Annotated in this window: 20 protein-coding genes; 11 read left to right on the forward strand and 9 right to left on the reverse strand. The window is 72.4% G+C overall.

The genetic code is table 11. The features are described from left to right. Positions 1 to 414: 414 nt before the first annotated feature. From mgtA to ACWEF2_RS01215, 3 genes are all read left to right on the forward strand, one after another. Positions 415 to 3,153 (forward strand): magnesium-translocating P-type ATPase, encoded by a 2,739-nt coding sequence (gene mgtA / locus ACWEF2_RS01205; RefSeq protein ID WP_453810983.1) that lies wholly within the window; start codon positions 415 to 417, stop codon positions 3,151 to 3,153. Between the two features lie 96 nt (positions 3,154 to 3,249). Then, positions 3,250 to 5,904, forward strand: a complete 2,655-nt coding sequence (locus ACWEF2_RS01210) for a bifunctional acetate--CoA ligase family protein/GNAT family N-acetyltransferase (RefSeq protein WP_453810984.1) — start codon at positions 3,250 to 3,252, stop codon at positions 5,902 to 5,904. 43 nt (positions 5,905 to 5,947) lie between these two features. Further along, entirely contained in the window at positions 5,948 to 6,610 is a 663-nt protein-coding gene (locus ACWEF2_RS01215; protein WP_453810985.1) for a CBS domain-containing protein, read from the forward strand. Between the two features lie 33 nt (positions 6,611 to 6,643). Here ACWEF2_RS01215 and ACWEF2_RS01220 read toward each other — a convergent pair whose 3' ends face one another. The 7 genes from ACWEF2_RS01220 to ACWEF2_RS01250 are packed head-to-tail and all read right to left on the reverse strand — an operon-like array spanning position 6,644 to position 12,673. After that, positions 6,644 to 7,573 (reverse strand): Ldh family oxidoreductase, encoded by a 930-nt coding sequence (locus ACWEF2_RS01220; RefSeq protein ID WP_453810986.1) that lies wholly within the window; start codon positions 7,571 to 7,573, stop codon positions 6,644 to 6,646. Next, on the reverse strand, positions 7,570 to 8,670 hold the full coding sequence (locus tag ACWEF2_RS01225) for an aspartate-semialdehyde dehydrogenase (protein ID WP_453810987.1): 1,101 nt from the start codon (positions 8,668 to 8,670) through the stop codon (positions 7,570 to 7,572). The genes ACWEF2_RS01220 and ACWEF2_RS01225 overlap by 4 nt, the downstream gene beginning before the upstream one ends. 24 nt (positions 8,671 to 8,694) lie before the next feature. Beyond that, positions 8,695 to 9,381, reverse strand: coding sequence for a GntR family transcriptional regulator (locus ACWEF2_RS01230; protein WP_453810988.1), 687 nt, complete (start codon positions 9,379 to 9,381; stop codon positions 8,695 to 8,697). Then, entirely contained in the window at positions 9,378 to 9,965 is a 588-nt protein-coding gene (locus tag ACWEF2_RS01235) for an antibiotic biosynthesis monooxygenase family protein (protein ID WP_453810989.1), read from the reverse strand. Before ACWEF2_RS01235 ends, ACWEF2_RS01230 begins: the two co-directional genes overlap by 4 nt. A gap of 25 nt (positions 9,966 to 9,990) precedes the next feature. Continuing rightward, entirely contained in the window at positions 9,991 to 10,800 is an 810-nt protein-coding gene (locus ACWEF2_RS01240) for an ABC transporter permease (RefSeq protein WP_453810990.1), read from the reverse strand. Next, on the reverse strand, positions 10,794 to 11,645 hold the full coding sequence (locus ACWEF2_RS01245; protein ID WP_453810991.1) for an ABC transporter ATP-binding protein: 852 nt from the start codon (positions 11,643 to 11,645) through the stop codon (positions 10,794 to 10,796). Before ACWEF2_RS01245 ends, ACWEF2_RS01240 begins: the two co-directional genes overlap by 7 nt. A gap of 5 nt (positions 11,646 to 11,650) precedes the next feature. Then, positions 11,651 to 12,673: an ABC transporter substrate-binding protein gene (locus ACWEF2_RS01250; protein ID WP_453810992.1), complete on the reverse strand. Its 1,023-nt coding sequence runs from the start codon at positions 12,671 to 12,673 to the stop codon at positions 11,651 to 11,653. 106 nt (positions 12,674 to 12,779) lie between these two features. On the opposite strand from ACWEF2_RS01250, the gene ACWEF2_RS01255 reads away from it, so the two are divergent. Continuing rightward, a complete protein-coding gene (locus ACWEF2_RS01255; protein ID WP_453810993.1) occupies positions 12,780 to 13,973 on the forward strand; it encodes a M20 metallopeptidase family protein in 1,194 nt (397 codons plus the stop codon). A 136-nt stretch (positions 13,974 to 14,109) separates the two neighbouring features. Continuing rightward, a complete protein-coding gene (locus ACWEF2_RS01260; protein ID WP_453810994.1) occupies positions 14,110 to 16,182 on the forward strand; it encodes a catalase in 2,073 nt (690 codons plus the stop codon). Positions 16,183 to 16,263: 81 nt separating this feature from the next. Here the strand turns inward: ACWEF2_RS01260 and ACWEF2_RS01265 are convergent, their stop codons facing one another. Beyond that, the gene (locus ACWEF2_RS01265) at positions 16,264 to 16,536 is read right to left on the reverse strand and encodes a WhiB family transcriptional regulator (RefSeq protein ID WP_453810995.1); all 273 of its coding nucleotides are present in this window, start codon (positions 16,534 to 16,536) and stop codon (positions 16,264 to 16,266) included. Between the two features lie 228 nt (positions 16,537 to 16,764). After that, on the reverse strand, positions 16,765 to 17,526 hold the full coding sequence (locus ACWEF2_RS01270; protein WP_453810996.1) for a hypothetical protein: 762 nt from the start codon (positions 17,524 to 17,526) through the stop codon (positions 16,765 to 16,767). Positions 17,527 to 17,703: 177 nt separating this feature from the next. Between ACWEF2_RS01270 and ACWEF2_RS01275 the strand changes: the two genes are divergently transcribed. The 6 genes from ACWEF2_RS01275 to ACWEF2_RS01300 all read left to right on the forward strand — a co-directional run bounded on the left by ACWEF2_RS01275 (position 17,704) and on the right by ACWEF2_RS01300 (position 22,874). Continuing rightward, positions 17,704 to 18,708 (forward strand): AAA family ATPase, encoded by a 1,005-nt coding sequence (locus tag ACWEF2_RS01275; RefSeq protein ID WP_453810997.1) that lies wholly within the window; start codon positions 17,704 to 17,706, stop codon positions 18,706 to 18,708. Then, entirely contained in the window at positions 18,705 to 19,664 is a 960-nt protein-coding gene (locus ACWEF2_RS01280; protein ID WP_453810998.1) for a DUF58 domain-containing protein, read from the forward strand. The genes ACWEF2_RS01275 and ACWEF2_RS01280 overlap by 4 nt, the downstream gene beginning before the upstream one ends. Next, the gene (locus ACWEF2_RS01285) at positions 19,661 to 20,608 is read left to right on the forward strand and encodes a VWA domain-containing protein (protein ID WP_453810999.1); all 948 of its coding nucleotides are present in this window, start codon (positions 19,661 to 19,663) and stop codon (positions 20,606 to 20,608) included. Before ACWEF2_RS01280 ends, ACWEF2_RS01285 begins: the two co-directional genes overlap by 4 nt. 32 nt (positions 20,609 to 20,640) lie before the next feature. Further along, entirely contained in the window at positions 20,641 to 21,252 is a 612-nt protein-coding gene (locus tag ACWEF2_RS01290; RefSeq protein ID WP_453811000.1) for a class I SAM-dependent methyltransferase, read from the forward strand. Positions 21,253 to 21,376: 124 nt separating this feature from the next. Then, positions 21,377 to 21,943 (forward strand): TrmH family RNA methyltransferase, encoded by a 567-nt coding sequence (locus tag ACWEF2_RS01295; RefSeq protein ID WP_453811001.1) that lies wholly within the window; start codon positions 21,377 to 21,379, stop codon positions 21,941 to 21,943. A 133-nt stretch (positions 21,944 to 22,076) separates the two neighbouring features. Continuing rightward, positions 22,077 to 22,874 (forward strand): glycerophosphodiester phosphodiesterase, encoded by a 798-nt coding sequence (locus ACWEF2_RS01300; protein WP_453811002.1) that lies wholly within the window; start codon positions 22,077 to 22,079, stop codon positions 22,872 to 22,874. Positions 22,875 to 22,923: the final 49 nt, after the last annotated feature.

Genomic DNA, 22,923 nt, shown 5'->3' on the forward strand with positions numbered 1-22,923 from the left:
GCGCCAGCCACCGCCCTGAGGCGAAGGGCGCCGAGGTGAGGGGCGAGAGACCTCAGGCTTTCGGGACCTTCGGTCCTGTCCCCGCGAGGCGCGGCCGGTTCGGCGGTCTCCCGCCGCCGAGGGTCGATCCTCTGCCCGCTGGGGACGGGGACCGCTGGAGACAGGAACCGGCGCGGACGGGTGCCGAAGGGGACGGGTGCCGAAGGTCCCCGGGGATGGTGTCCTTCGGCCGGTGAGCCGCCCGGGCCGCCGATGATCTGCTGGGGGTGGAGGCGCCGGGTATGCCCCGCACGGCGGCACACGACGCCCAGGGGAGGTGAGATGAACGATGACGGTCGTCCTTTCCCGGTACCGACGCCGACGCCGGCCGCGCACCGGGCGGGGGCGGTGAGCACGGCGGGCGGAAGATCTCCGGTGGGCCTGCTCGCCGGCGAGGCGGCCTCGTTGCCCGCCGAGCGGGTGCTCGACCGGCTGGACGCCACCGAGACGGGACTGTCGAGTGCGGAGGCCGTGCGGCGACTGGCCGTCTGCGGCCCGAACGCGGTGCGCACCCACCACGCGCGGGCGCTCCGGGTGCTGGGCCGGCAGCTGCGCAACGCGGTGCTGATCCTGCTGGCGGTGACCGCGGTCATCTCGTTCTTCCTGGGCAACGGCACCGACGCGGTGATCATCGGGGTCATCCTGGCGGCCAGTGTGGGACTGGGCTTCGCCAACGAGTACCGGGCCGAACGGGCGACCCAGGCGCTGCACTCGCAGGTCAGGCACACCGTTGTGGCGCTGCGCGACGGGCGGCCCACCGAGGTCGACGTCACCGTCCTGGTCCCCGGCGACGTGGTCCGGCTGACGCTGGGCTCGATCGTCCCCGCGGACCTGCGACTGCTGTCGGCGTCCGGCCTGGAGTGCGACGAGAGCGTGCTGACCGGGGAGTCGCTGCCGGTGAGCAAGACCGTGGCACCCGTCCTGTCCGGCGCGGAGCCGGCGGAGCCGAGCCGCTGCGCCCTGATGGGAACGGTGGTGCGGGCGGGAACCGGCGCCGGGGTGGTGGTCGCGACCGGTGGCCGGGCGGAGTTCGGCCGCATCGCGCTGGGGCTGGGAGAGCGGCAGCCCGAGACCGACTTCCAGGCCGGGCTCCGTCATTTCTCGGTGCTGCTGCTCCAGGTCGCGATGGTGCTGACCTTCCTGATCCTGGTGACGAACCTGGTCCTGCGCCGCCCACTGGTCGAGTCGCTGCTGTTCTCCCTGGCGATCGCCGTCGGGATCACCCCGCAATTGCTGCCCGCCGTGGTCAGCACCAGCCTCGCGGCCGGTTCCCGGCAGCTCGCCCGGCACAGGGTGCTGGTCAAGAGGCTCGTCTGCATCGAGGACCTGGGCGACATGGACGTCCTGGTCACCGATAAGACCGGCACCCTGACGGAGGGCCGGATCGACTTCGTCGCGGCCCTGGCCCCGGACGGCGGCGAGGACGATCGGGTGCTGCTGCTCGGGCTGCTGGCGACCGAGGCGGATCCGGCGGTCGCCGGTGCGGGGGCGGTCGGGGGCAACCCGCTGGACACCGCCCTGTGGCGGGCGCCAGGCGCCGGGGCACAGCCCGCGGGCTCCTACCGCAGGCTCGGGCTGCTGCCGTTCGATCATGACCGGCGGATGACCACCGCCCTGCTGAGCGGCCCGGACGGTGCTCGGACGCTGGTCACCAAGGGGGCGCCCGAGGCCGTCCTGAGCCGTTGCCGGAACGTACCGGTCGAGGCCGCCAAGACCCTGCGGGCCCGGTTCGCCGAGGGCAGCCGGGTGGTGGCCGTCGCCACCGGGGCCGCTTCCGGGCAGGCCGCCCCGACCCCGTCCGACGAACGCGACCTGACCCTGGCCGGATTCCTGGTGTTCCTGGACCGGCCCAAGGCCGCCGCGGCCGGCTCGCTGCGCCGCCTGGCCGAACTCGGCGTCACCGTGAAGATCGCCACCGGCGACAATCCGCTGGTGGCCGAGAAGGTCTGCGCCGACCTGGGCCTGGTCTCCGGCGGCACCCTGACCGGTGGGGACATCGCCGAGCTGGACGACGACGCGCTCATCGCGGCCGCCGAGAACGCCACGATCTTCGCCCGGGTCTCCCCTGAGCAGAAGGCGCGGCTGATACGGCTGATGCGCCGGCGCGGCCGGGCGGTTGGCTTCCTCGGCGACGGGGTCAACGACGCGCTCGCGCTGCACGCCGCCGACGTCGGCGTCTCGGTGGACAGCGCCACCGACATCGCCAAGGACGCCGCCGACGTCGTCCTGCTGGACAAGGACCTCGGGGTCCTGGCCGACGGGGTCGCCGAGGGACGGCGCATCTTCGCCAACACCATCAAGTACGCGCTGATGGGCACCTCAAGCAACTTCGGCAACATGTTCAGCGCCGCCTCCGCCTCGGCGGTGCTGAGTTTCCTCCCGATGCTTCCGGGCCAGATCCTGCTGAACAACCTCCTCTACGACACCAGTCAGCTGACCATCCCCACCGACCACGTCGACCCCGAGCAGCTCCGGGCCCCCTCGCACTGGGACATCGGTTTCATCCGCCGGTTCATGATGTTCTTCGGCCCGATCAGCTCCCTGTTCGACTTCCTCACCTTCGCGATCATGCTGGGGTTCTTCCACGCCGGCCCGGATCTGTTCCGTTCCGGCTGGTTCGTGGAGTCCCTCGCGACCCAGACTCTGATCATCTTCGCGATCCGTACGCGGCGGGTCCCGTTCCTGCGGAGCCGGCCGAGCCGGCCGTTACTGGTCGCCGCGCTGAGCGTCGTCACCGTGGGGGTCCTGCTGCCGCTGTCGCCGCTCGCGCCCGAACTGGGTTTCACCGCGCTACCGCTCGCGTTCTTTCTCGCCCTGGCCGGCATGGTCGTCGCCTACCTGGTCCTGATCGAGTTCGCCAAGAAGACGTTCTTCGCCGAGGCCGGCGGGCGGCTGCCCGTCATCCGCCGCCGCGGCCACCTCCATCGCGTGCAGCGCCGGGCCTCCCGCTTCAGCCACCCGGGCCCACTGCCCAGCGGCCCCGGCGGTGGTCCCGGCAGTCCCGCCGGTGGTCCCCTCGCAGGTCCGGCCCCGGGTCCCGTCACGCGTCCCGCCCCCGGTGGCGGCACCGGCCCTGTCGTCGACCGGCCGGAACCGCCCGGCCGGCCGCGGTAGCTGTAAATCCACAGAACACCCCATAGAGCCGACAGTCCCTGTCAAAAGGGCACTTGGACCCTGGGTGCCGTCACGGCGATGCCTCAGGCTGCTGATATGAGGCGAATCGGCCGCGGCGAGTGCGACGTCCTGCTACGCGAAGGCGACATCGCGCACATCCGGCCGCTGCGTCCGGAGGATCACGCCCAGCTGCACGAACTGGTCGACAGATCGTCGGAGCACTCGGCCTACCTGCGTTTCTTCACCGGCGGCACGGCCACCGCGCACGCCTACATGGACCGCGTCACCGCACGTGACTACCGGGGGCACGCGCTGGTGGCGCTGGCCCACGGCCGGCTGGTGGGGGTGGCGGAGTACATCCCCGGCGACGGGGCCGACGCCGAGGTCGCCATCCTGATCGACGACGAGATGCACCGTCACGGCCTGGGCACCCTGCTGCTGGAACACCTGGCGCTGGACGCGGCCGACGGGGGCGTGCGGGAACTGGTCGCCGACGTGCTCGCCGAGAACCGTCCCATGCTGCGGGTCCTGGACGACATCGGGCTGGACACCAGACGGGTGTTCGGCGACGGATCGGTCGAGATCAGGATGGACCCCCGGCCCACCCCCGGCCTGCTGGAAAGGGTGGAGGAGCGCGCGCACCAGGCGGCGTCGGCCTCGCTGGCGCGACTGTTCCATCCGGAGTCGGTCGCCGTGATCGGCGCCGGCCGCGCCCCGGGCGGGGTCGGTCACCGGATCCTGCGCAACCTCCTCGCCGGCGGCTTCCCCGGCCCCGTCTACCCGGTCAACCCGCACGCGGCCACACTGCGCGGCCTGCCCGCCTACCCGGCCGTCACGGAGATCCCCGGCCCGGTGGACCTGGCGGTCATCGCGACCCCGGCGCACACGGTGCCACAGGTCGCCCGCGACTGCGCCGATCACGGCGTGCGCGGCCTCGTCGTTGTCACGGCCGGGTTCGCCGAGGCCGGTCGGGCGGCCGCCGAGGACGAGCTGCTGAGGATCTGCCGGGAGGGCGGCATGCGGCTGGTCGGCCCCAACTGCCTCGGCGTCGTCAGCACCGGGGCCCGGCTCAACGCCAGTTCTCTGCCCACCTCGCCCGTTCCCGGGCCCCTGGCGCTGATGTCGCAGTCCGGGGCGGTCGCGGTCGCCCTGATCAACCGGGCGACCGACCTGGGGATGGGTGTCTCCTGTTTCGCCTCGGTCGGCAACAAGGCCGACGTCAGCGGGAACGACCTGCTGGAGTACTGGGAGGACGACCCGGCGACCGGCGTCATCGCCCTGTATCTGGAGTCGTTCGGCAACCCGCGCCGCTTCGGCCGTATCGCCCGGCGGGTGAGCAGGCGCAAACCGATCATCGTGATCAAAAGCGGCCGGGGCGGCTCGGGAGAGCGGGCGGTCCGCTCGCACACCGCGTCCGCCGCGGGCACGGATGTGGCGGTGGAGACCCTGCTGAGGGCCTCGGGGGTCATCCGGGTGGACACCGTCCAGGACATGCTCGACACGGCGCGGCTGCTGGCCGCCCAGCCGCTGCCGAGGGGGCCGAGGGTGGCCGTCGTCGGCAACTCCGGCGGGCCACAGATCCTCGCCGCCGACGCCGCCGAACGGCGGGGCCTGCCGGTCCCCGAACTGACCCCCGTCACGCGCGGACGGCTGCGCTCCCGGCTGCGGGCGTCCGCGGCCGTCGGCAACCCCGTCGATCTCACCACCGACGGCAGCGCGCGGGACCTGGCGTTCGCCGTCGAGACCGTCCTGGCCGATCCGGGTGTGGACAGCGTGCTGGTCGTCTACACGCCGCCGTTCGGCTCCGGGCTGTCCACCACGCGGCGGGCCATCGTCTCCGCGACGGCCGCGACGAGTAAGACCGTGCTCGCGTGCGTCACCGGGCACGACGGCCTGCTGGAGGGGCGGGTGCCCTGCTACGCCTACCCCGAGCAGGCCGTGCAGGCGCTGCGGCACGCGGTGGACTACGCGTCCTGGCGCGCCTCGCCGCGGACGCCGGCCGCCGAGCCGGGACGGGCGGACACCGCCACAGCGAGGGGCCTCGTCGAGGCGGAGCTGGCACGGTACCCGCACGGCCGGTGGCTCGACCACGACGGCGCCGCCCGCCTGCTGGGCTGCTACGGGGTTCGCGTCGTGGAGTCGATCGCGACCGACGGGGCGGACGGCGCGGCGGCGGCGGCCGTGACGGTCGGGTTTCCGGCCGTGCTCAAGGCCACCGGCCCGGACCTGGTGCACAAGAGCGACGTCGGGGGCGTCCGTACCGGCCTCGGCACGCCGGACGAGGTCCGGCGCGCCTATCGAGAGATGGCCGGCACGATCGGACCGGCCATGACCGGCGCCGTCGTCCAGCCGGCGGTCACGGCGGGCGTCGAGATCATCATCGGCGGTGTCGCCTACGACGCCTTCGGCCCCCTGCTGATGGTCGGCATGGGCGGGGTCACCGCCGAGCTGCTGCCCGACCGCTCCTTCCGGGTGCCGCCGGTCGACGATCGGGGCGCGGCGGCGATGCTCGCCGAACTGCGCTGCGCGCCGCTGCTCTCCGGATACCGGGGGCGCCCGCGGGCCGACACCGGCGCGCTGCGGGAGCAGATCGTCGGCGTCGGGCGGCTCCTGAACGACCTGCCGGAGGTGGCCGAGCTCGACCTGAACCCGGTGATCGCCAGCCCGGGCGGGGCGGTCGCCGTGGACGTGCGGATACGGCTGGCCCCCGCGGTCGCACCGCCGTCGTCCCTGCGCAGGCGGCTCGGATGACCGGTCCGCCGCGTCCGCCCCGCGCGCACGCTGGGAGGCAGAGATGCGTGTCACCGTCAATGACGTCATGACCAGGCGGGTGATCTCGGTCGGCGAGAACGCCTGCCTCAAGGAGATCGCAGAGGCGCTGCTCAGCCACGCGGTGAGCGCGGTGCCGGTGGTGGACGGCGAGAACCGGGTGATCGGTGTCGTCTCCGAGGCCGATCTACTGCGTGGGGAGAGGGAGGCGAGGGAGCGGCCCGGACCGGACCGGAAGCCGGACACGGAGACGGACACGGGCCACGCCGGAGGTAGGGGCAGGGGCGTGGCCCGGGAGCTGATGACCGTTCCCGCGATCACCGTCTCGATGGACGCGCCGGTGGTGATCGCCGGACGCCTGATGGCCGATCACGGCATCAAGCGACTGCCGGTGGTGGACGACCGCGGCCGCCTGGTGGGCGTCGTCAGCCGCCGTGACCTGCTGAAGGTGTTCATCCGATCCGATGAGGACATCGAACGCGAGGTGCGCCTGGACGTCCTGACGCGGTCGCTGTGGATGGACACCTCGCGTGTCCACGTCGAGGTCAGGAACAGCGTGGTGACGCTGAGCGGACGGATGTCCCTGCGCAAGGACACCGAGATCGCCGTATGGATGACCAGGAAGGTCAGCGGGGTCGTCGACGTGATCGACAAACTCGTCTGGGATCGCGACAACACCTCCCTCTGAGCGGATCGGCGGGTCACCCCGGCGGCGGCCCGCTCAGCCGTACCGGGCCGCGTGGTCCCGCAGGCGCGACCACACCTCGTCGTCGACGTCGATCACGTCCCCGGAACGCGTCCCCTCGGTGGAGCCCGGCACGTGGCCGCCCGCCGTACCGAGTTCGAGGCAGAGCGCCTCGACCCGGCCGACCAGCCCCTCGGCGGCGTCGAGGAAGGCGGGGTCGACGACCAGGGCGACGACCCCCCGTCCGGTCGCGCCGTCACGCTGGTCGAGGAGGGCGCCCGCGACGGACTCGACGAGCAGGCCGGTGAGGGTGCCCAGGAGTCCCCCCGCCGGGAGCAGCGCGTGCACGGCGGCGGCGTCGGTCACCGCGCCGCCGTCCGCGCCGACGGCCACCCCGGCGGGCAGTTCCTCTCCCCGGGAGCGGTGCCTGCCCAGGCCGGCCTGGGTCATCGCCGCGGTGGCGAAGTCGGCGACCAGAACCCGGCCGTCCGCCCGTGGAAGCGCGTAGGCCATCGGGTTCGTGCCCAGGACGGGGGTGTGCCCGCCGTGCGGGGCGACCGTGCGCGGGGCATGCGCGAGGAGCAGTGCGACCCGGCCGGCTCGTGCCTGCGCGGCGACGTAGGGGGCGAGCCGGCCCGTCCCGGTCACCGACCGTGCCGCGACCAGCCCGACGCCCAGCTCACCGGCGATCCGCCCGGCGTGCCGGACGGCCGCCGCCATCGCGACGGGGCCGGGCACACCGAGCGCGTCCAGGGTGCGTACGGCTCCCGCCCCCCGGAGCGCCGGCACGGCGCACCGGGATCCGGGTCCGGTGAGCTCCCGGTCGAGCAGCGGGAGCCCGAACTCCGGATGGCCGTGCAGGTGCGCGGAGACCAGCGCCTCGGCCACCAGCGTCCGGTCGTCGGGGTAGGGCGCGAGCACCCCCGAAAGGAGTGCCCGCGCCTGCCCGGCCGCGGCCAGGGTCACGCCGGGCCGATCAGCCCGGCCGCCGCGACCAGCTCGGTGAGAAGCAGGGCGTTGCCGACGGTGCCCCGGTCGTGGTTGTGGCCGACCGCGACGAGGGAGACCCCCGACTCCAGAGCCTCGTGGGTGCGGATCCGGCCGACGCTGACGGTACGGCCGCCGCCCGCGTCCCGGTCCAGGAACGGCTGGGGGCGGTCGGGCTCGTCGCGGACCGCGATCAGCCTGCCGGGGGCGGAGGGCAGCTTGTACTCGGCGGCGTTCCCGGCGAAGGAGCCGAGAACCTCGGCGATCTCCGCGGCGGACGCGGTGGCGCCCAGGCCCGCCGAGAGGACCGCGGTGTGACCGTCCCGTACCGGGACGCGGGTGCAGGTCGAGGCCATGGGCGCGCTCCAGGGCACGACGCGGTCGCCCTGCAGGGTGCCGAAGATCTTCGCCAGCTCGGAGTCGAGCTTCTGCTCCTCGTCGGAGATGTACGGGATCAGGTTGTCGATCACCTGGAGCGCGGCCACGCCGCTCTTGCCCGCGCCCGACAGCGCCTGCATGGTCGTGGTCACCAGCGAGCGCACGCCGTAGGCGTCCTGCAGCGGCTTGGCGGCGAGGCCGACGATGACCGCGGTGCAGAGCGGGCTGGCGACGAGGAAGCCCCGGTCGTAGCCACGGGTGGCCGCCTGGCTCTTGACCAGCGCGAGATGCCCGGGGTTGATCTCGGGGACGACCAGCGGGACGTCGTCCTCCAGGCGGAGTCCCCCCGACTCGCTGATCACGCCGAAGCCCAAGGCGGCGAGCTGCGGGTCGAGTTCGCGGGCGTGCGGACCCGGCAGGCCGGAAAGCACCAGGCTGACTCCGGCCTCGCGCAGCGCGGGGCCGTCGATGCCGACCAGGCGGACGTCGGCCCACTTCACGGGGAGGGGCTCGTCCAGCAGCCAGCGGTCGGCCACGGCCTCGCCGAGCGTGCGGCCCACGTCGGCGGGGTCGTCGGCGATGATCGCCCGCACGTCGAACCACGGGTGATCGCCGAACAGGCCGAGGCCGCGCTGACCGATATAGGCGAAGGGGGTCTTGCCGGCCACACCGAGGAGGCCAACACCGATCTTGGACATCGAACTGCCTTTCAATAGGGGAATTCAGGAGTGCAGGCGCTGGTTGGCGAACACCCCGGAGTCGAGAGCGAGACGGATGACCACCTCGCGCGCCTTCCGTATGTGCCGCAACTCGATCTCCGCGGCCCGCTTCCCGTCGCGGTCACGCAAGGCGTCGAGAAGCTTGCGATGATCGTCGAGGGGTTCGCCGGGCTCCAGCGGACGCGCCGAGCAGAGCCGGAGGATCCGTTCGAGGTCCTCGAACAGGCTCTCGGTGATGCGGTGCAGCCGGACGTTGCCGGACAGCCGGGCGATCGTGCAGTGGAACAGGTGCGAGGCCGAGAGCACCGAGGAGGAGTCGCCGGCCAGGCCGTACCCGAACTCCGTCTCGTCGGAGAGCTTCTCCAGCTCGGCCGGTGGGGACTGCGCGGCCAGCCTGGCCGCCATCGGGCCGATGGCCTCGCGCAGGTTGAGCAGGTCGATCAGATCCTGCAGGGTGACCGGCGCGACCCGGGTCTGGCTGCGCGGGGAGATCTCCACGAGGTTCTCGTGGGAGAGCCGGTGCAGCGCGTCGCGGACCGGGGTCCGCGAGGTGCCGAACTCCGCGGCCAGGTCACCGATGTCCAGGGGGTGGCCGGGGAGCAGATCACAGACGAGGATGCGGCGGCGCAGGTTGGCGTAGACGCTTTCCCGGAGCCCCGCCGCGCCCCCGTCGCGACGGGCGTCGATCATGCGCTGATCCGGTTCATGCCCCGCCGTGACACCACGTCCTCGGGGCCGGTGCCCATGCCGTCGGCGAACTCGACGTGGTCGTCCCCCGTCACGAACGCCGCGGCGGCGGCCTCGTCGACCCACTCCATGAGCAGGGTGAACTCCTCACCGGTCCAGAACGCCTCGGCCCGGATCGCTCCCGGCTGGCGCAGGATGAGCGGCCGGCCCCGCTCCCGCCAGAACTCCTCCACCCGGGGCCGCCGCTCGGCGGCGATCCGCACGGTGACCGCGCGCACGTGGCCACCGGCGATGATCGGGGGCAGTACGGTGTCGGCCCCCTCCCGCTCGGTGACCCGGACGCCGAGGTCGGCGAAGCTGTTGTTGATGCCGGAGTGGGCCTGGCCGGAGTGGAAGTTGGTGAAATGCTGGGCCGAGTCCCAGAAGGTGACCGTGCGCAGGCGGCCGGGGACCTCGGACTCCAGTACGACGGAGCCGCGCCAGCCGGGCCGGCCCGACGGGCCCGCCGTACCCTCCGCCCCGAAGTAGCCGACCACCTCGGCGCGCTTGCCGGCGTCGAACTCCAGCGTGCTGTAACGCGCGTACATCAAAGGACCTCGCTCTGAATCGGGGTCACTGGCGTGACCAGGGGACAAGACGGCGTTCGAGCAAGGCGACCAGCAGCCCGGCCAGGTAGCCGAGCAGAGAGATCGTCACGATGCCGACGTACATCTTGGCGACGGAGAGGGTGCCCCAGGCACTCCAGATCAGGTAGCCGATGCCGGTGCGGGACCCGACGAACTCCGAGGCCGCGATGATCACGAAGGCGCCGCCCACGGAGAGCTTGAGACCGGTGAAGATGCTGGGGAGCGCGGCGGGGAGCGCCACGGTGGTCCAGGTCCGCCACCTGCTCGCGCCGCTGCTCTTGGCGACGTCGAAGTAGATCGGCTGGATCTGGAGCACGCCGCCCATCGTGTTGTAGAAGACGTAGAAGAAGACGCCGATGGCGACGATCACCCACTTGCTCGCCTCGCCGAGGCCGAAGATGAGCAGCAGCAGGGGAAGAATCGCGATCTTGGGGATCGGCAGGAGGCTGGCGAAGATCGGCCCGAACAGCGCGCGGAGCAGGGGAACCGCGCCGAGGGCGATGCCGAGCAGGAGACCGGGCACCGCGCCGAGCAGCAGGCCCACGCCCACGCGGCTCAGCGTGGCGAGCGCGTGGCTCTGGAGCGTTCCCGCCGCCACGAGGTCGGCGAAGGTGCCGACGATCGAGGTCGGCGGCGGGAAGAACCGGGCGTCCAGCATGCCGGACCGGCTCGCGACCTCCCAGATGAGCAGCAGCAGGATCGGGGTGAAGGGCCCGGCGATCCTGGCGACCCGCCCGGACCGCTCGCTCCGCAGCCGACCCACCAGAAGCTCCCGCGAAGGCGACGTGCTCACCATGCCCTCACCTCCGAGGGGGTGGGGACGTCCTGGTCCGGGGATGCGCTCGACGGAGTGTCCGGGGGGACATCCGCGGGGTCGTCCGGGGAGGCGGAGGCGGCCCCCTGGCGCAGCAGCCGCCAGAGTTCGTAGGTGATCTCGCCGTAGCGGGGGTCCCTGCGCAGCTCCAGGATGTCGCGCGGGCGTCCGAACGGCACGGGCACGTCGGCCAGGATCCTGCCCGGCCGGGCGGACATGACCAGCACCCGGTCGGCGAGGGTCAGCGCCTCGTCGACGCTGTGGGTGATGAACACGACGCTCTTGCCGCTGTCCTGCCAGATGCGCAGCAGCTCCTGCTGGAGGACCAGCCTGGTCTGCTCGTCCAGGGCCCCGAACGGCTCGTCCATCAGCAGGATCTCGCCGTCGTCGGCCAGCGCCCTGGCGACGGAGGTGCGCTGGCGCATCCCGCCGGAGAGCTGGTGCGGGTAGGCGCCGCGGAAGTCGGTGAGGCCGGTGAGCTCCAGCAGCGGGGCGACCAGCCGCCGCCGCTCGGCCCGGCCGGCCCCGCGGACCTTCAGCGGGTAGCCGACGTTCTCCTCCACGCTGAGCCAGGGGAACACGCCGTGTTCCTGGAAGACGACCGAGGTGTGGCCGTCCACCTCGACCTCGCCGAGGTCCTGGCGGTCGAGACCGGCGAGGATCCGCAGCAGGGTGCTCTTCCCGCATCCCGAGGGACCCAGGAGGCACACGAACTCGCCCTGGCCGACGGAGAAGGAGACGTCCTCGACCGCGATCACCGTCTGGTCCCGCCGGACGTCGTGGAAGCCCTTCCAGACGCCCCGGAGGTCGATGGGGGGAGCGCTCACGGTCGTCAATTCTTCGCGGCCGCGAGTGCGCGGTCCAGCAGGTCCTGACGGAAGACGGACTTGACGTCCGCCGTTCCCTTGTACTCCAGGTCACCCTGCTTGGCGAAGAACTCCTCCTGCTTGGCGACCGAGGACCAGTCGATCGCGCCGGTCGGGTCGTTCTCGGTGAGGCCGATGCGGTCGATCGTCTCGACGGGCAGGTCGGTGTACTTGGCGATGATGGCCTTGTTCGCCGCGTCCTTCCAGCCGCCCTTGGCGAGCTCGTCGGCGGCCTTGAGGTAGGCGGTCAGGAACTTGACGACGGCGTCCTCGTTCTTGGACACGAAGTCGGTGTTGAACACGATGGCGCCGAGCTCGGTGCCCGCGGCGTGGTGCTCGACCAGCCGGGTGGCGATCTTCTTGTCCTCCAGGGCGGTGGAGAGCGGCTCGATCGTCCAGGCGGCGTCGATGGCGCCGTTGGCCAGCGCGGCGCCGACGTCGGGCGGGCTGACGTTGGCCAGCTCCACGTCCTTGAGGGTCAGGCCCCCGGTGGCCAGGGCGAGCGCCACGGAGTAGGCGCCGAAGCCGCCGGGGCCGGGGACGCCGACCTTCTTGCCCTTCAGCCCGGCCACCGAGGTGATGCCGGAGTCGACCCCGACCATGAACGGCGACGGGTCACGGCCCTCGGTCGGGACGCGGGAGACGCTGGCCAGGACGGAGAGCGAGGCGCCCGTCTTCACCGCGTTGAACAGGCCGGCACCCCAGGAGGCGCCGCCCGAGGTGACGTTGCCCGCGCTGACCAGCTGGAACGTCTCGCCGGACGAACCGCCCTTGGGCTCCAGCTTGACCTTGACGCCCTGCTTGTCGAAGTAGCCCTTGTCCTCGGCGAGGAAGAACGCGCCGTAGTCGGCGTACGGGGAGTACAGGAAGGTGATCTCGGGACCCTCCGCGGCGCTCGCGCCGGGCTTCGGTTCCGCTTCGGTACCACAGGCGGCGAGCAGGGCGACTGCCAGTCCGGCAGCGCTGATCAACAACATTGGGCGCCTCACGGCACCTCCTAATGATTTACCACCAAAACGGCGGGAAATGTGTTAAAAGCACCATAGACTTCTGATGCATCAGGTTGCAACTACAGATACATATGAGAGGTATCGCTTGTCTATACTTTCCGTACCTTCTGTACCTGGAAATCTCATCCAGGAGGCCTCGGAGGTCCACGAACTCGTCATCGGACTCCGCCGCGCCGTACACCGGCGGCCCGAGGTCGGCCTGACGCTGCCCGCCACCCAGGCGGCCGTGCTGCAGGCCCTGGCCCCGCTCGGCCTGACCACCACGACCGGACGTTCATGCAGTTCGGTGGTGGTGCGGATCGAGGGGGCACTGCCCGGCCCCACCACACTGCTCCGCGCGGACATGGACGCCCTGCCGATCACCGAGCGGTCGGGCGAGCCGTACGCGAGCACCGTGCCCGGGGCCATGCACGCCTGCGGCCACGACGCGCACACCGCGATGCTGGCAGGAGCGGCGCACGTTCTCGCCCGGCGGCGCGAGCGGCTCGCCGGCACGGCGGTGCTCGTCTTCCAGCCGGGTGAGGAGGGGTACGGCGGCTGCCTGGCCATGCTCGGCGAGGGGCTGCTCAACGACCACTCCCCCGACCGGGCGTTCGCCCTCCACCAGTCGCCCACCCTGGCCTCCGGTCACGTGGCCTGCCGCCCCGGGCGGCTGCTCGCCTCCAGCGACCGGTTCACGGTCACCGTCACGGGGCGAGGCGGGCACGCCTCCCGCCCCCACGAGGCCGACGACGTCCTGGGCGCGGCCACCGCCTTCGTGCAGACGCTCCACGCGCGCGTCACCCGGGCGGCCGACCCCGCCCACCCCTGGCAGGTCGCGGTGAGCACCTGTCACGCGGGCACGGCACCCGGGGTCGTCGCCGACCGGGCCGTGCTGGAGGGCGGCGTCCGCGCGATGGACGCGACCGGCCGCGAACGCGCCATGGCCCTCGTCCGGCACGTCGCCGAGGGGGTCGCCTCGGCCCACGGCTGCGCCGCGGACGTCACGTGGTCACCGGTCGCCCCGCCCACGGTGAACGACCCGGCCCAGACCTCCTTCGCCCTCGGGACGGCCACCGCGCTGATCGGCGCCGACCGGGTCCACACGCTGGAGCGTCCCGCCTTCGCCTCCGAGGACTTCGGCCACATCCTGGCGAAGGTCCCCGGAGCCCTGCTCCAGCTCGGCACCCGCCCGCCGGGCGCGGAGACCCCCGCCCCCAACCACTCGGCGCTGATGCGCCTGGACGAGGACGCCCTGACCGCCGGGGTGGCCCTCTACGCCGCGCTCGCCCTGGCCTGAGACCTTACGAACGACCGGGAAAAGCAGTGGCAAAGGACGGGGGAAGCACCAGCACTTGACCGTTTCGTCGATATGAGTCGGGTATAGCCGTCCTGCACCGGGGCATCCCGGTCCCGGCGTTCCCACGGGAGGACTCATGACCGGCGACCACCGCACGGAGAAGGATCGGCAACTGGACGAGGCCCGCGTCGACTACGAGGACACCGTCCTGACCACCGACCAGGGCGTCCAGGTGGACGACACCGACAACTCGCTCAAGGCGGGCGAACGCGGTCCGACGCTGATGGAGGACTTCCACTTCCGGGAGAAGCTCACCCACTTCGACCACGAGCGGATTCCCGAGCGGGTGGTGCACGCCCGCGGCGCGGGGGCCTACGGTTACTTCGAGGCCTACGACGACTCGCTGGCCGCCTTCACCACCGCCGGCTTCCTCACCTCACCGAGCCCGCGGACCCCCGTGTTCGTCCGCTTCTCCACCGTGGCCGGATCGCGCGGGTCGGCGGACACCGTGCGGGACGTGCGCGGCTTCGCCGTCAAGTTCTACACCCGGCAGGGCAACTTCGACCTCGTCGGCAACAACATGCCGGTCTTCTTCATCCAGGACGGCGTCAAGTTCCCCGACTTCGTGCACGCGGTGAAACCCGAGCCGCAGAACGAGATCCCGCAGGCGTCGTCGGCGCACGACACGCTGTGGGACTTCGTGCACCTCCAGCCGGAGACCACCCACATGATGATGTGGCTGATGTCGGACCGGGCGCTGCCGCGCAGCTACCGGACGATGCAGGGTTTCGGCGTGCACACCTTCCGCCTCGTCGACGCCTCCGGCCGGGGCACCTTCGTGAAGTTCCACTGGAAGCCGAGGCTCGGGGTGCACTCGCTGGTCTGGGACGAGACCCAGAAGATCGCCGGCAGGGATCCCGACTTCAACCGGAGGGACCTGTGGGAGGCGATCGCCAACGGTGACCTCCCCGAGTGGGAGCTGGGCGTCCAGCTGGTGGCCGAGGAGGACGAGCACGCCTTCGACTTCGACCTCCTGGACGCCACGAAGATCATCCCTGAGGAGGAGGTGCCGGTGCGCCCGGTCGGGCGCCTGGTCCTCGACCGCAACCCCGACAACTTCTTCGCCGAGACCGAGCAGGTCGCCTTCCATCTGGGCAACGTCGTACCGGGCATCGACTTCACCAACGACCCGCTGCTCCAGGCCCGGCTGTTCTCCTATCTCGACACCCAGCTGATCAGGCTCGGCGGCCCCAACTTCGCCCAGATCCCGGTGAACCGCCCGGTGACCGGAGTGCACAACAACCAGCGCGACGGCTACCACCAGTCGGTCATCCCGTGCGGCCGGGCGAGCTACCACCCCAGCTCACTCGGCGGCGGCTACCCCGTGGTCGGCGGCGAGAACGCCTACCGGCACCACCAGGAGCGGGTGGACGGCGGGAAGATCCGCAGGCGCAGCGAGAGCTTCGCCGACCACTACGGCCAGGCCACCCTGTTCTGGAACAGCATGGCCGACTGGGAGAAGGAGCACATCGTCGCCGCCTTCCGCTTCGAACTCGGCAAGGTCGAGCACGCCCACATCCGCGAAGGCGTGGTCCGCAACCTCAACAACGTCGACCACGACCTGGCCGTGCTGGTCGCCGAGGGCATCGGGGCCGAGCCGCCGCGAGAGGTCACCACGCCCAACCACGGCCGCAGCTCCCCCGCCCTCAGCCAGGACCACGAACCGGTGCGGAGCGTGTCCACCCGGAAGATCGCCGTCCTCGCCGCCGACGGTGTGGACGTCACCCAGGTGGCCGCGGTCTCCGGCGCGCTCACCGGCATGGGGGCGGTGTGCGAGGTGCTCGCCGCGCGGGGTGGCGCCGTACTCGGGGAGAACGGCGATCGGCTGGAGGTGACCCGCCCGCTGACCACCGTGGCCTCGGTGCTGTACGACGCGGTACTGGTTCCCGGTGGGAAGCGGAGCGTCCAGGCGCTGGCCGAGGACGGCGACGCCCTGCACTTCGTCTCCGAGGCGTTCAAACACGGCAAGGCCGTCGGCGCCCTGGGCGCCGGGACGGAGCTGCTGGAGGCCGCGGGGATCGAGTCCGCCTCGCCGCCGGGGGTGGTCACCGACACGGCGGGGGACCTGGAGGACTTCACCTCCGCGTTCGCCGAGGCGGTCGCCGCGCACCGGCACCACGGCCGTCCCACCGGGCGGATACCGGCGTGAGCGTCGCGCCGCCTTCCAGGCAGGGCTCGCCCGGCCCTGTTCACCCGGCCCCGCCCGCCCGGCCCCGGTTCCCGGCCTCGGCTACCTGACCTCGCGCCGCAGCGCCGACATGGCGGCTCTGCGCTCGTCGGGGGTGGTGCCACCCCACACCCCGTACATCTGGTGGGTGTTCAGGGCGTACTCCAGGCAGCGCAACCGGACCGGGCAGCGGCGGCACACGGCCTTGGCCCTCTCGTACTGCGCCCGGCCCGGCCCCTCCGAGGAGACCGGGAAGAAAAGCTCGGGATCCTCGCTGAGACAGGAGGAACGGCGAGACCAGTGGATGATGGGGATGACATTGCCCTGAATAGACATAGGCGGTCCAATAACAACGGTGGAGAAGCTCGACGGTTGGCGACTCGGCTGCTGAATCGGGTGCCCGCGGGAAGCACATTCATACCTTCGCGGGGGAAAAATCAAAGCGCCTTGACCCCGGGTTTTCCCACCGCCCCGGGCACCGGTGAAAACCGGGACCGGACCGGGGACCGCCCTGAACGACGCCCGGTTCTCCGGCCGGCGGACGGCCCCGGGCATCGGCATCGGTCAGATGGGCGCGCCGTCGTCCTCGTCGCCCCGCCTCGGTCCCGGGGTCCCCGTACCGCTCTGCGAGGGGGACGGTGAGACGGTGGGCCGCCCGGGCTCCGGGGTCGCCGGGACCGGCGGCGGGGTCGGCACGAACTCCGTCGCCGGCAACGGCCTCGGCAGCGGCGCCCCGTCCTCCTCCCGGCGCAGCAGCAGCCAGACCATCACCGCCAGCAGCACCAGCAGCACGGTCAGCACGACCCCGGCGACCACCACCGACCGGCGGGTCTCCACGGGCGGCGGGGCCTCCCGGGGTGGCGCGGGCAGCGCCGGCGACCGGTCGTCCGCCCAGTGCGGCTCGAAGTCCGGGCCGTGCCGCTCACCGATCAGCGTGCCACGCACCAGCACCGACTCCAGGAACCGCTCGGCCCCCGCCCTGTCCGGTTCGTACGGCGTGGCCACCCACGGCGCGCTCCCGCCGTCCATGGCCAGCACCTGCGGCGCCGTGTCGGCCACCGCCGCCCGGCCGCGCGCCGCCCTGGTCACCCAGCCCCGCACCCCGGAACGGCTCGCCGCCTCGCGGATCCCGGTGACGAACCGGTCGCGAGCCGCCGGGTCCAGAGCGGCCCCCCTGGTCAGCACCGCGACCGAGACCGCCCGGCCGTCGGAGCCGCACCCGAGGTAGACCAGCCCGGCGGGCCCCACCCTCAGGCGGGCCTGCAGGACGAAGGGCCCCAACCGGGGCGGGTCACCGTACTGGAGCGGACTGGCCACGCCTGCCATGAAAGCACACGGCGGCGGGCACGCCCCGCCCATCCGGGTGCGGGTGGGCGCCGACTGTGGGTACCAACACCAGGTGGACATCCGACAGCCGCGCGACCCGGCGTTTCATTTGGTGGAATATCGACGTGACCTCCTCTCCGCGGCCGGAGCCCGGGGTCTCCACGCTGGAGGAATGCGATGACCGTCGCCGAAGAGTTGCCGAGCGGGATCGACACCGGACCGCTGCGCGATGCTCTGGCCGAGGTCCGGCGGGTCATCGTGGGCCAGGAGCACATGGTGGAACGGCTGCTCGTGGCGTTACTGGCCCGCGGTCACTGCCTGCTGGAGGGGGTGCCCGGGGTCGCCAAGACCCTGGCCGCCTCCACTCTGGCCACCGTGGTCGGCGGCGACTTCGCCCGCATCCAGTTCACCCCTGACCTGGTGCCCAGCGACATCGTGGGAACCCGGGTCTACCACCCGTCCCGCGAGGCCTTCGACGTCGAGCTCGGCCCGGTGTTCGCCAACTTCCTGCTCGCCGACGAGATCAACCGCGCCCCGGCCAAGGTGCAGTCCGCGCTGCTGGAGGTCATGGCCGAACGCCAGGTGACGCTGGCCGGGCGGACCCACCCGCTGCCGAGGCCGTTCATCGTGCTGGCCACCCAGAACCCGATCGAGTCCGAGGGCGTCTACCCCCTCCCCGAGGTGCAGCGCGACCGCTTCCTGTTCAGGGTCCGCGTCACCCACCCCAACGCCCACGAGGAGCTGGAGATCCTCCACCGGATGAGCGTGACCCCTCCCACCCCCCAGGCGGTGCTCGACCCCGGACGGCTGATCGCGTTACAGGCGGCGGCCGACCGGGTCTCGGTGCACCAGCTCGTCGCCGACTACGTGGTCCGGCTGGTGATGGCCACCCGCTCCCCCGCCGAGTACGGCCTGCCCGAGCTGGCGGAGAACATCGAGATCGGGGTCAGTCCCCGCGCCACCCTCGGCCTGGTCGCCGCCGGACGGGGACTGGCCCTGCTGCGGGGCCGCGACTACCTGCTCCCCGACGACGTCCGCGACGTGGCCGTGGACGTGATGTCCCACCGGCTGATGCTCACCTTCGACGCGCTGGCCGACGGAGTGGACCCCGAGGACGTGGTCAGGCAGGTGCTGACCGCCGTACCCCCGCCCCTGGTGGTGTGGAACCAGGACCCCCGTTGACCGGGGTCGTGAGCGCCTCCGAGCAGGCCCTGCGCCGGCTCGAACTCACCGTCGTCAGGAGGCTGGACGGGCTGCTGCACGGCTCCTACCAGGGGCTGCTCCCCGGCCCCGGCAGCGAGTCCGGTGACAGCAGGGTGTACGTCCCCGGCGAGGACGACATCAGGATGATGGACTGGGCGGTGACCGCCCGCACCACCGTCCCGCACGTGCGGGACCTGATCTCCGACCGGGAGCTGGAGACCTGGGCCCTGGCCGACCTGTCGCCCAGCATGGACTTCGGCACGGCCGGGATGGAGAAGCGGGACCTGGTGGTCGCCGCGATCGGCGCGATCGGGTTTCTCACCAGCCGGATCGGCGACCGTTTCGGCACCTACGTCCTGCACGACGAGTACATCCACCGGATGCCCGCCAGGGGCGGCCGGCCCGCCCTGTACGGCCTGCTGCACTCGCTGATGGACGCTCCCCGGGGCCGCCCCCTCGCCGGCGCCCCCGACCTCGCCGAGGCGATCGAGGCGCTCGCCTCCGCGCGGCGGCGGCGCGGTCTGCGCGTGATCGTCTCCGACTTCCTGGACGCCGGCCCCACCCTGGAGCCGGGCACGGAGCCGCCCTGGGAGCGGCCGATCCGCCGCCTGGCCGCCCGGCACCAGGTGCTGGCGGTCGAGGTGATCGACCCGCGCGAGCTTGACCTGCCGCCGGTCGGACTGGTGACCCTGACCGACCCGGAGTCCGGACGGAGCCGCAGGATCCGCCTCACCGCCAGGGTGTGCGCGGCCTACGCCGAGGCGGCCGCCGCGCAGCGGGCGGCGACCCGGGCGGCGCTGCGCCGCTGCGGGGTAGCCCACCTGGTGCTGCGCACCGACCGCGACTGGGTCGCCGACATCGCGCAGTTCGTGCTGCGGCAGCGGCGTACGGCGCACCTGACACACCGGCACCCGACGTCGGGAAGGATCCGATGACCTTCCTCTCCCCGGCCTGGCTGTGGCTGCTGGTCGCGCTCGCGCTGGTCGTGGCGGGCTATGTGGCCGCCCAGTTCGCCCGGCGGCGCTACGCGGTGCGCTTCACCAATCTGCCGCTGCTGACGCTGGTGGCCCCCTCCGGCCCCGACTGGCGCCGGCACGTCGCCCCCGCGCTGTTCGTGCTGATGATGGGACTGATGATCGTCGGCGCGGCCCGGCCGGCCGACTCGGTACGGGTTCCGCGCGACCGGGCGACCATCATCGTCGCGCTGGACGTCTCGCTGTCGATGGAGGCCGCCGACGTGCAGCCGAACCGGATCGCCGCGGCCAAGGAGGCGGCCCAGAAGTTCGTCGGGGACCTGCCGGAGCGCTTCAACGTCGGGGTGGTCGCCTTCGCCCGCTCCGCCTCCGTGGTGGTCTCCCCGACCACCGACCACCAGGCGGTGATCACCTCGATCGGCAACCTGACCACCCGGGCGGGTACCGCCATCGGCGAGGCGGTGTTCAGCTCGATCGACTCCATCCGCTCGTTCGACCAGCAGGCGGTCACCGATCCGCCCCCCGCCGCGATCGTGCTGCTGTCCGACGGCGACAACACCTCGGGCCGGTCGGTGGCGGAGGCGATCGAGGCGGCGAGGGGCGCGCGCGTGCCGGTCTCCACCATCGCCTACGGCACCCAGGACGGCACCGTCACGATCGACGGCCGCGAGGTGAACGTGCCGGTGAACAAGGTCACTCTGCAGAGCCTGTCGAACGGCACCGGAGCCCGGGCCTACGAGGCGGAGTCGGGCAACCAGCTGCGCGAGGTGTACGAGCAGATCGGCAGCTCGCTCGGCTACCGGACGGTCAGCCAGGAGATCGGCCAGTGGTTCGTCGTGGCGGCGATCGTGGCCGGACTGCTGGTCGCCGCGGCCTCCGGGCTGCTGGGAACTCGGCTGCCCTGACCCGCTCCCGGCCGTTGGTAACGTTCTACGACGTGGCACATTACTTCGAGGAGCGCCCCGAGACCGCCAGCCGTCCCGGTTCGGTCACGCTCGTGCTCCCCGACCTTCATCTGAGGCTGGAGACCGACAGCGGGGTCTTCTCCCCCGAGCGGATCGATCAGGGCACCCGGATCCTGCTGGAGACCGTCCCGGCGCCTCCCGCCGAGGGCGATCTGCTGGACCTGGGCTGCGGTTACGGGCCGATCGCGCTGACCATGGCCTCGCGCGCGCCCCGGGCGACGGTCTGGGCGGTGGACGTCAACCGGCGGTCGGTGGAACTCTGTGCCAGAAACGCGCGGGCCGCCGCCCTTGACAAAGTAAGGTCGATGCATGTCGACGAGGTGCCGCCGGAGGTCCGCTACGCGGCGATCTGGTCCAACCCGGCGATCCGCATCGGCAAGGCCGCCATGCACGAGATGCTCTCCCGCTGGCTGTCCCGGCTCACCCCGGACGGCACGGCCTACCTGGTGGTCCAGAAGCACCTGGGCTCCGACTCCCTGCAGCGCTGGCTGAACGAACAGGGCTGGCCGGCCACCCGCCTCGCCTCCCGGTCCTCCTACCGGGTCCTCCAGGTCGGGGCCAGGACCGCGGACCCGGAGCGGTGAGAACGGCCCGGCACGGCGAGACCCCCGGCGGAGACCACGGGCACACGACGACTCCGCCACCCACGCGGCACGGCCCCGGGAACCCGGGACGGGCGAGGAACGACCAAGGAACGGTGAACGACCGATGACCGCGAACCCCCGCAGGCAGCTGCGGCCGACCGACGTCAAGCGGCTCAACCGCACCTGGCGCAGGAACACCGAGGGACGGCTCGCCCTGATCCTGGAGTCGGTGACCGGCCCCTTCAACATCGGATCCATCTTCCGCACCGCCGCGGCCTTCGGCGTGGAGCGGATCTGGCTGGCGGGCAACGCCACCCTCCCGACCAACCCCAAGGCGCAGAAGACCGCGCTGGGCACCGACCGGCTGGTGGCCTGGGAGGAGCCGGTTCCCGCGCTGGACGCGGTCCGGGCCGCCAGGGCGAAAGGGTTCACCGTGATCGCGGTGGAGCTGACCGGAGACGCGGTCCCGCTGCACGAGGCGAGGCTCGGCGGCGACGTGTGCCTGGTGGTGGGCAGCGAGGATCACGGCTGCTCCCCCGCCCTGCTGGAGGCCGCCGACGGGGTCTGCTACATCCCGCAGGTCGGGCGGGTGGGCTCGTTCAACGTGGCGGTCGCCACGGCGATCGCGGTGGCCGAGGCCCGCCGCCGGGAGTGGGCCGGCAAGGAGCCGCCCGGCGAGCACGAGGACTGAGTGCCCCGGCTTCGGGCTTCGGGCTTCGGGCTGCCAAGCCGAGCACGGAGAGCCGGGGCCGGGCGGGCCCGTGACCCAACCGTTCACCGGCCCGCGGTGACGTACCGCGTCCGTACCGGGCATACTCCTGCACGTGTCGCGCCGTTACGCCTTCCTCGACCATCCCGGCCCGCTCGCCTTCGCCCACCGGGGCGGGGCCGCCGAGGGCCGGGAGAACACCCATGCCGCGTTCGCCCGTGCCGTGGAGCTCGGATACACGTACCTGGAGACCGACGCGCACGCCACCTCCGACGGGGTGTTACTGGCCTTCCACGACCACACCCTGGACCGGGTGACCGACCGGCGCGGCCGGATCGCCGACCTGCCGTACCGCCTGGTGCGTGAGGCGCGGATCGACGGGGTGGACGAGATCCCGGTCCTGGACGACCTGCTGGGCTCCTGGCCCCGGGCGCGCTTCAACATCGACGTCAAGGAGTCCGCGGCCATCGGGCCGCTGGCCGAGACGATCAGGCGGACCAACTCCTACGACCGGATCTGCCTCACCTCCTTCTCCGACGAACGGCTGGCCCGCGCCCGCGCGGCGGTCGGCCGCCAGGTGTGCTCCTCGCTCGGGCCACGCGGGGTCGCGGCCCTGCGCGCCGCGGCGACCACCTCCGGCTACGGCCGCCTGCTCACCCGGCTGGCCCGCGCCGGGGTGCCGTGCGCGCAGGTGCCGGTGGGCTTCCGCCACCTGCGGATCACCACCCCCGCGCTGATCCGCACGGCACACGCCCTCGGCATGCAGATCCACGTGTGGACGGTCAACGACACCCGGGAGATGGGGCGTCTGCTCGACTTCGGCGTGGACGGGGTGATGACCGACAACATCTCCGGCCTCCGTCAGGTGCTGGAGGCACGCGGCCAGTGGCACCCCGGCCGGCTCGCCGCGTGAGCCGCCCCCCTCCGACCTCCCCCCTCCCCCATCGAACCGAGGATCCCCC

It is taken from the genome of Streptosporangium sp. NPDC004631 (assembly GCF_053601935.1).

What these genes read in the sequence shown, in the direction of transcription:
- ACWEF2_RS01275 (WP_453810997.1), top strand. Translation starts at nt 17,704, where the DNA reads ATGACCGTCGCCGAAGAGTTGCCGAGCGGGATCGACACCGGACCGCTG.
- ACWEF2_RS01215 (WP_453810985.1), top strand. Translation starts at nt 5,948, where the DNA reads ATGCGTGTCACCGTCAATGACGTCATGACCAGGCGGGTGATCTCGGTC.
- ACWEF2_RS01210 (WP_453810984.1), top strand. Translation starts at nt 3,250, where the DNA reads ATGAGGCGAATCGGCCGCGGCGAGTGCGACGTCCTGCTACGCGAAGGC.
- ACWEF2_RS01270 (WP_453810996.1), bottom strand. Translation starts at nt 17,526, where the DNA reads ATGGCAGGCGTGGCCAGTCCGCTCCAGTACGGTGACCCGCCCCGGTTG.
- ACWEF2_RS01240 (WP_453810990.1), bottom strand. Translation starts at nt 10,800, where the DNA reads ATGGTGAGCACGTCGCCTTCGCGGGAGCTTCTGGTGGGTCGGCTGCGG.
- ACWEF2_RS01260 (WP_453810994.1), top strand. Translation starts at nt 14,110, where the DNA reads ATGACCGGCGACCACCGCACGGAGAAGGATCGGCAACTGGACGAGGCC.
- ACWEF2_RS01285 (WP_453810999.1), top strand. Translation starts at nt 19,661, where the DNA reads ATGACCTTCCTCTCCCCGGCCTGGCTGTGGCTGCTGGTCGCGCTCGCG.
- ACWEF2_RS01295 (WP_453811001.1), top strand. Translation starts at nt 21,377, where the DNA reads ATGACCGCGAACCCCCGCAGGCAGCTGCGGCCGACCGACGTCAAGCGG.
- ACWEF2_RS01230 (WP_453810988.1), bottom strand. Translation starts at nt 9,381, where the DNA reads ATGATCGACGCCCGTCGCGACGGGGGCGCGGCGGGGCTCCGGGAAAGC.
- ACWEF2_RS01225 (WP_453810987.1), bottom strand. Translation starts at nt 8,670, where the DNA reads ATGTCCAAGATCGGTGTTGGCCTCCTCGGTGTGGCCGGCAAGACCCCC.
- ACWEF2_RS01235 (WP_453810989.1), bottom strand. Translation starts at nt 9,965, where the DNA reads ATGTACGCGCGTTACAGCACGCTGGAGTTCGACGCCGGCAAGCGCGCC.
- ACWEF2_RS01265 (WP_453810995.1), bottom strand. Translation starts at nt 16,536, where the DNA reads ATGTCTATTCAGGGCAATGTCATCCCCATCATCCACTGGTCTCGCCGT.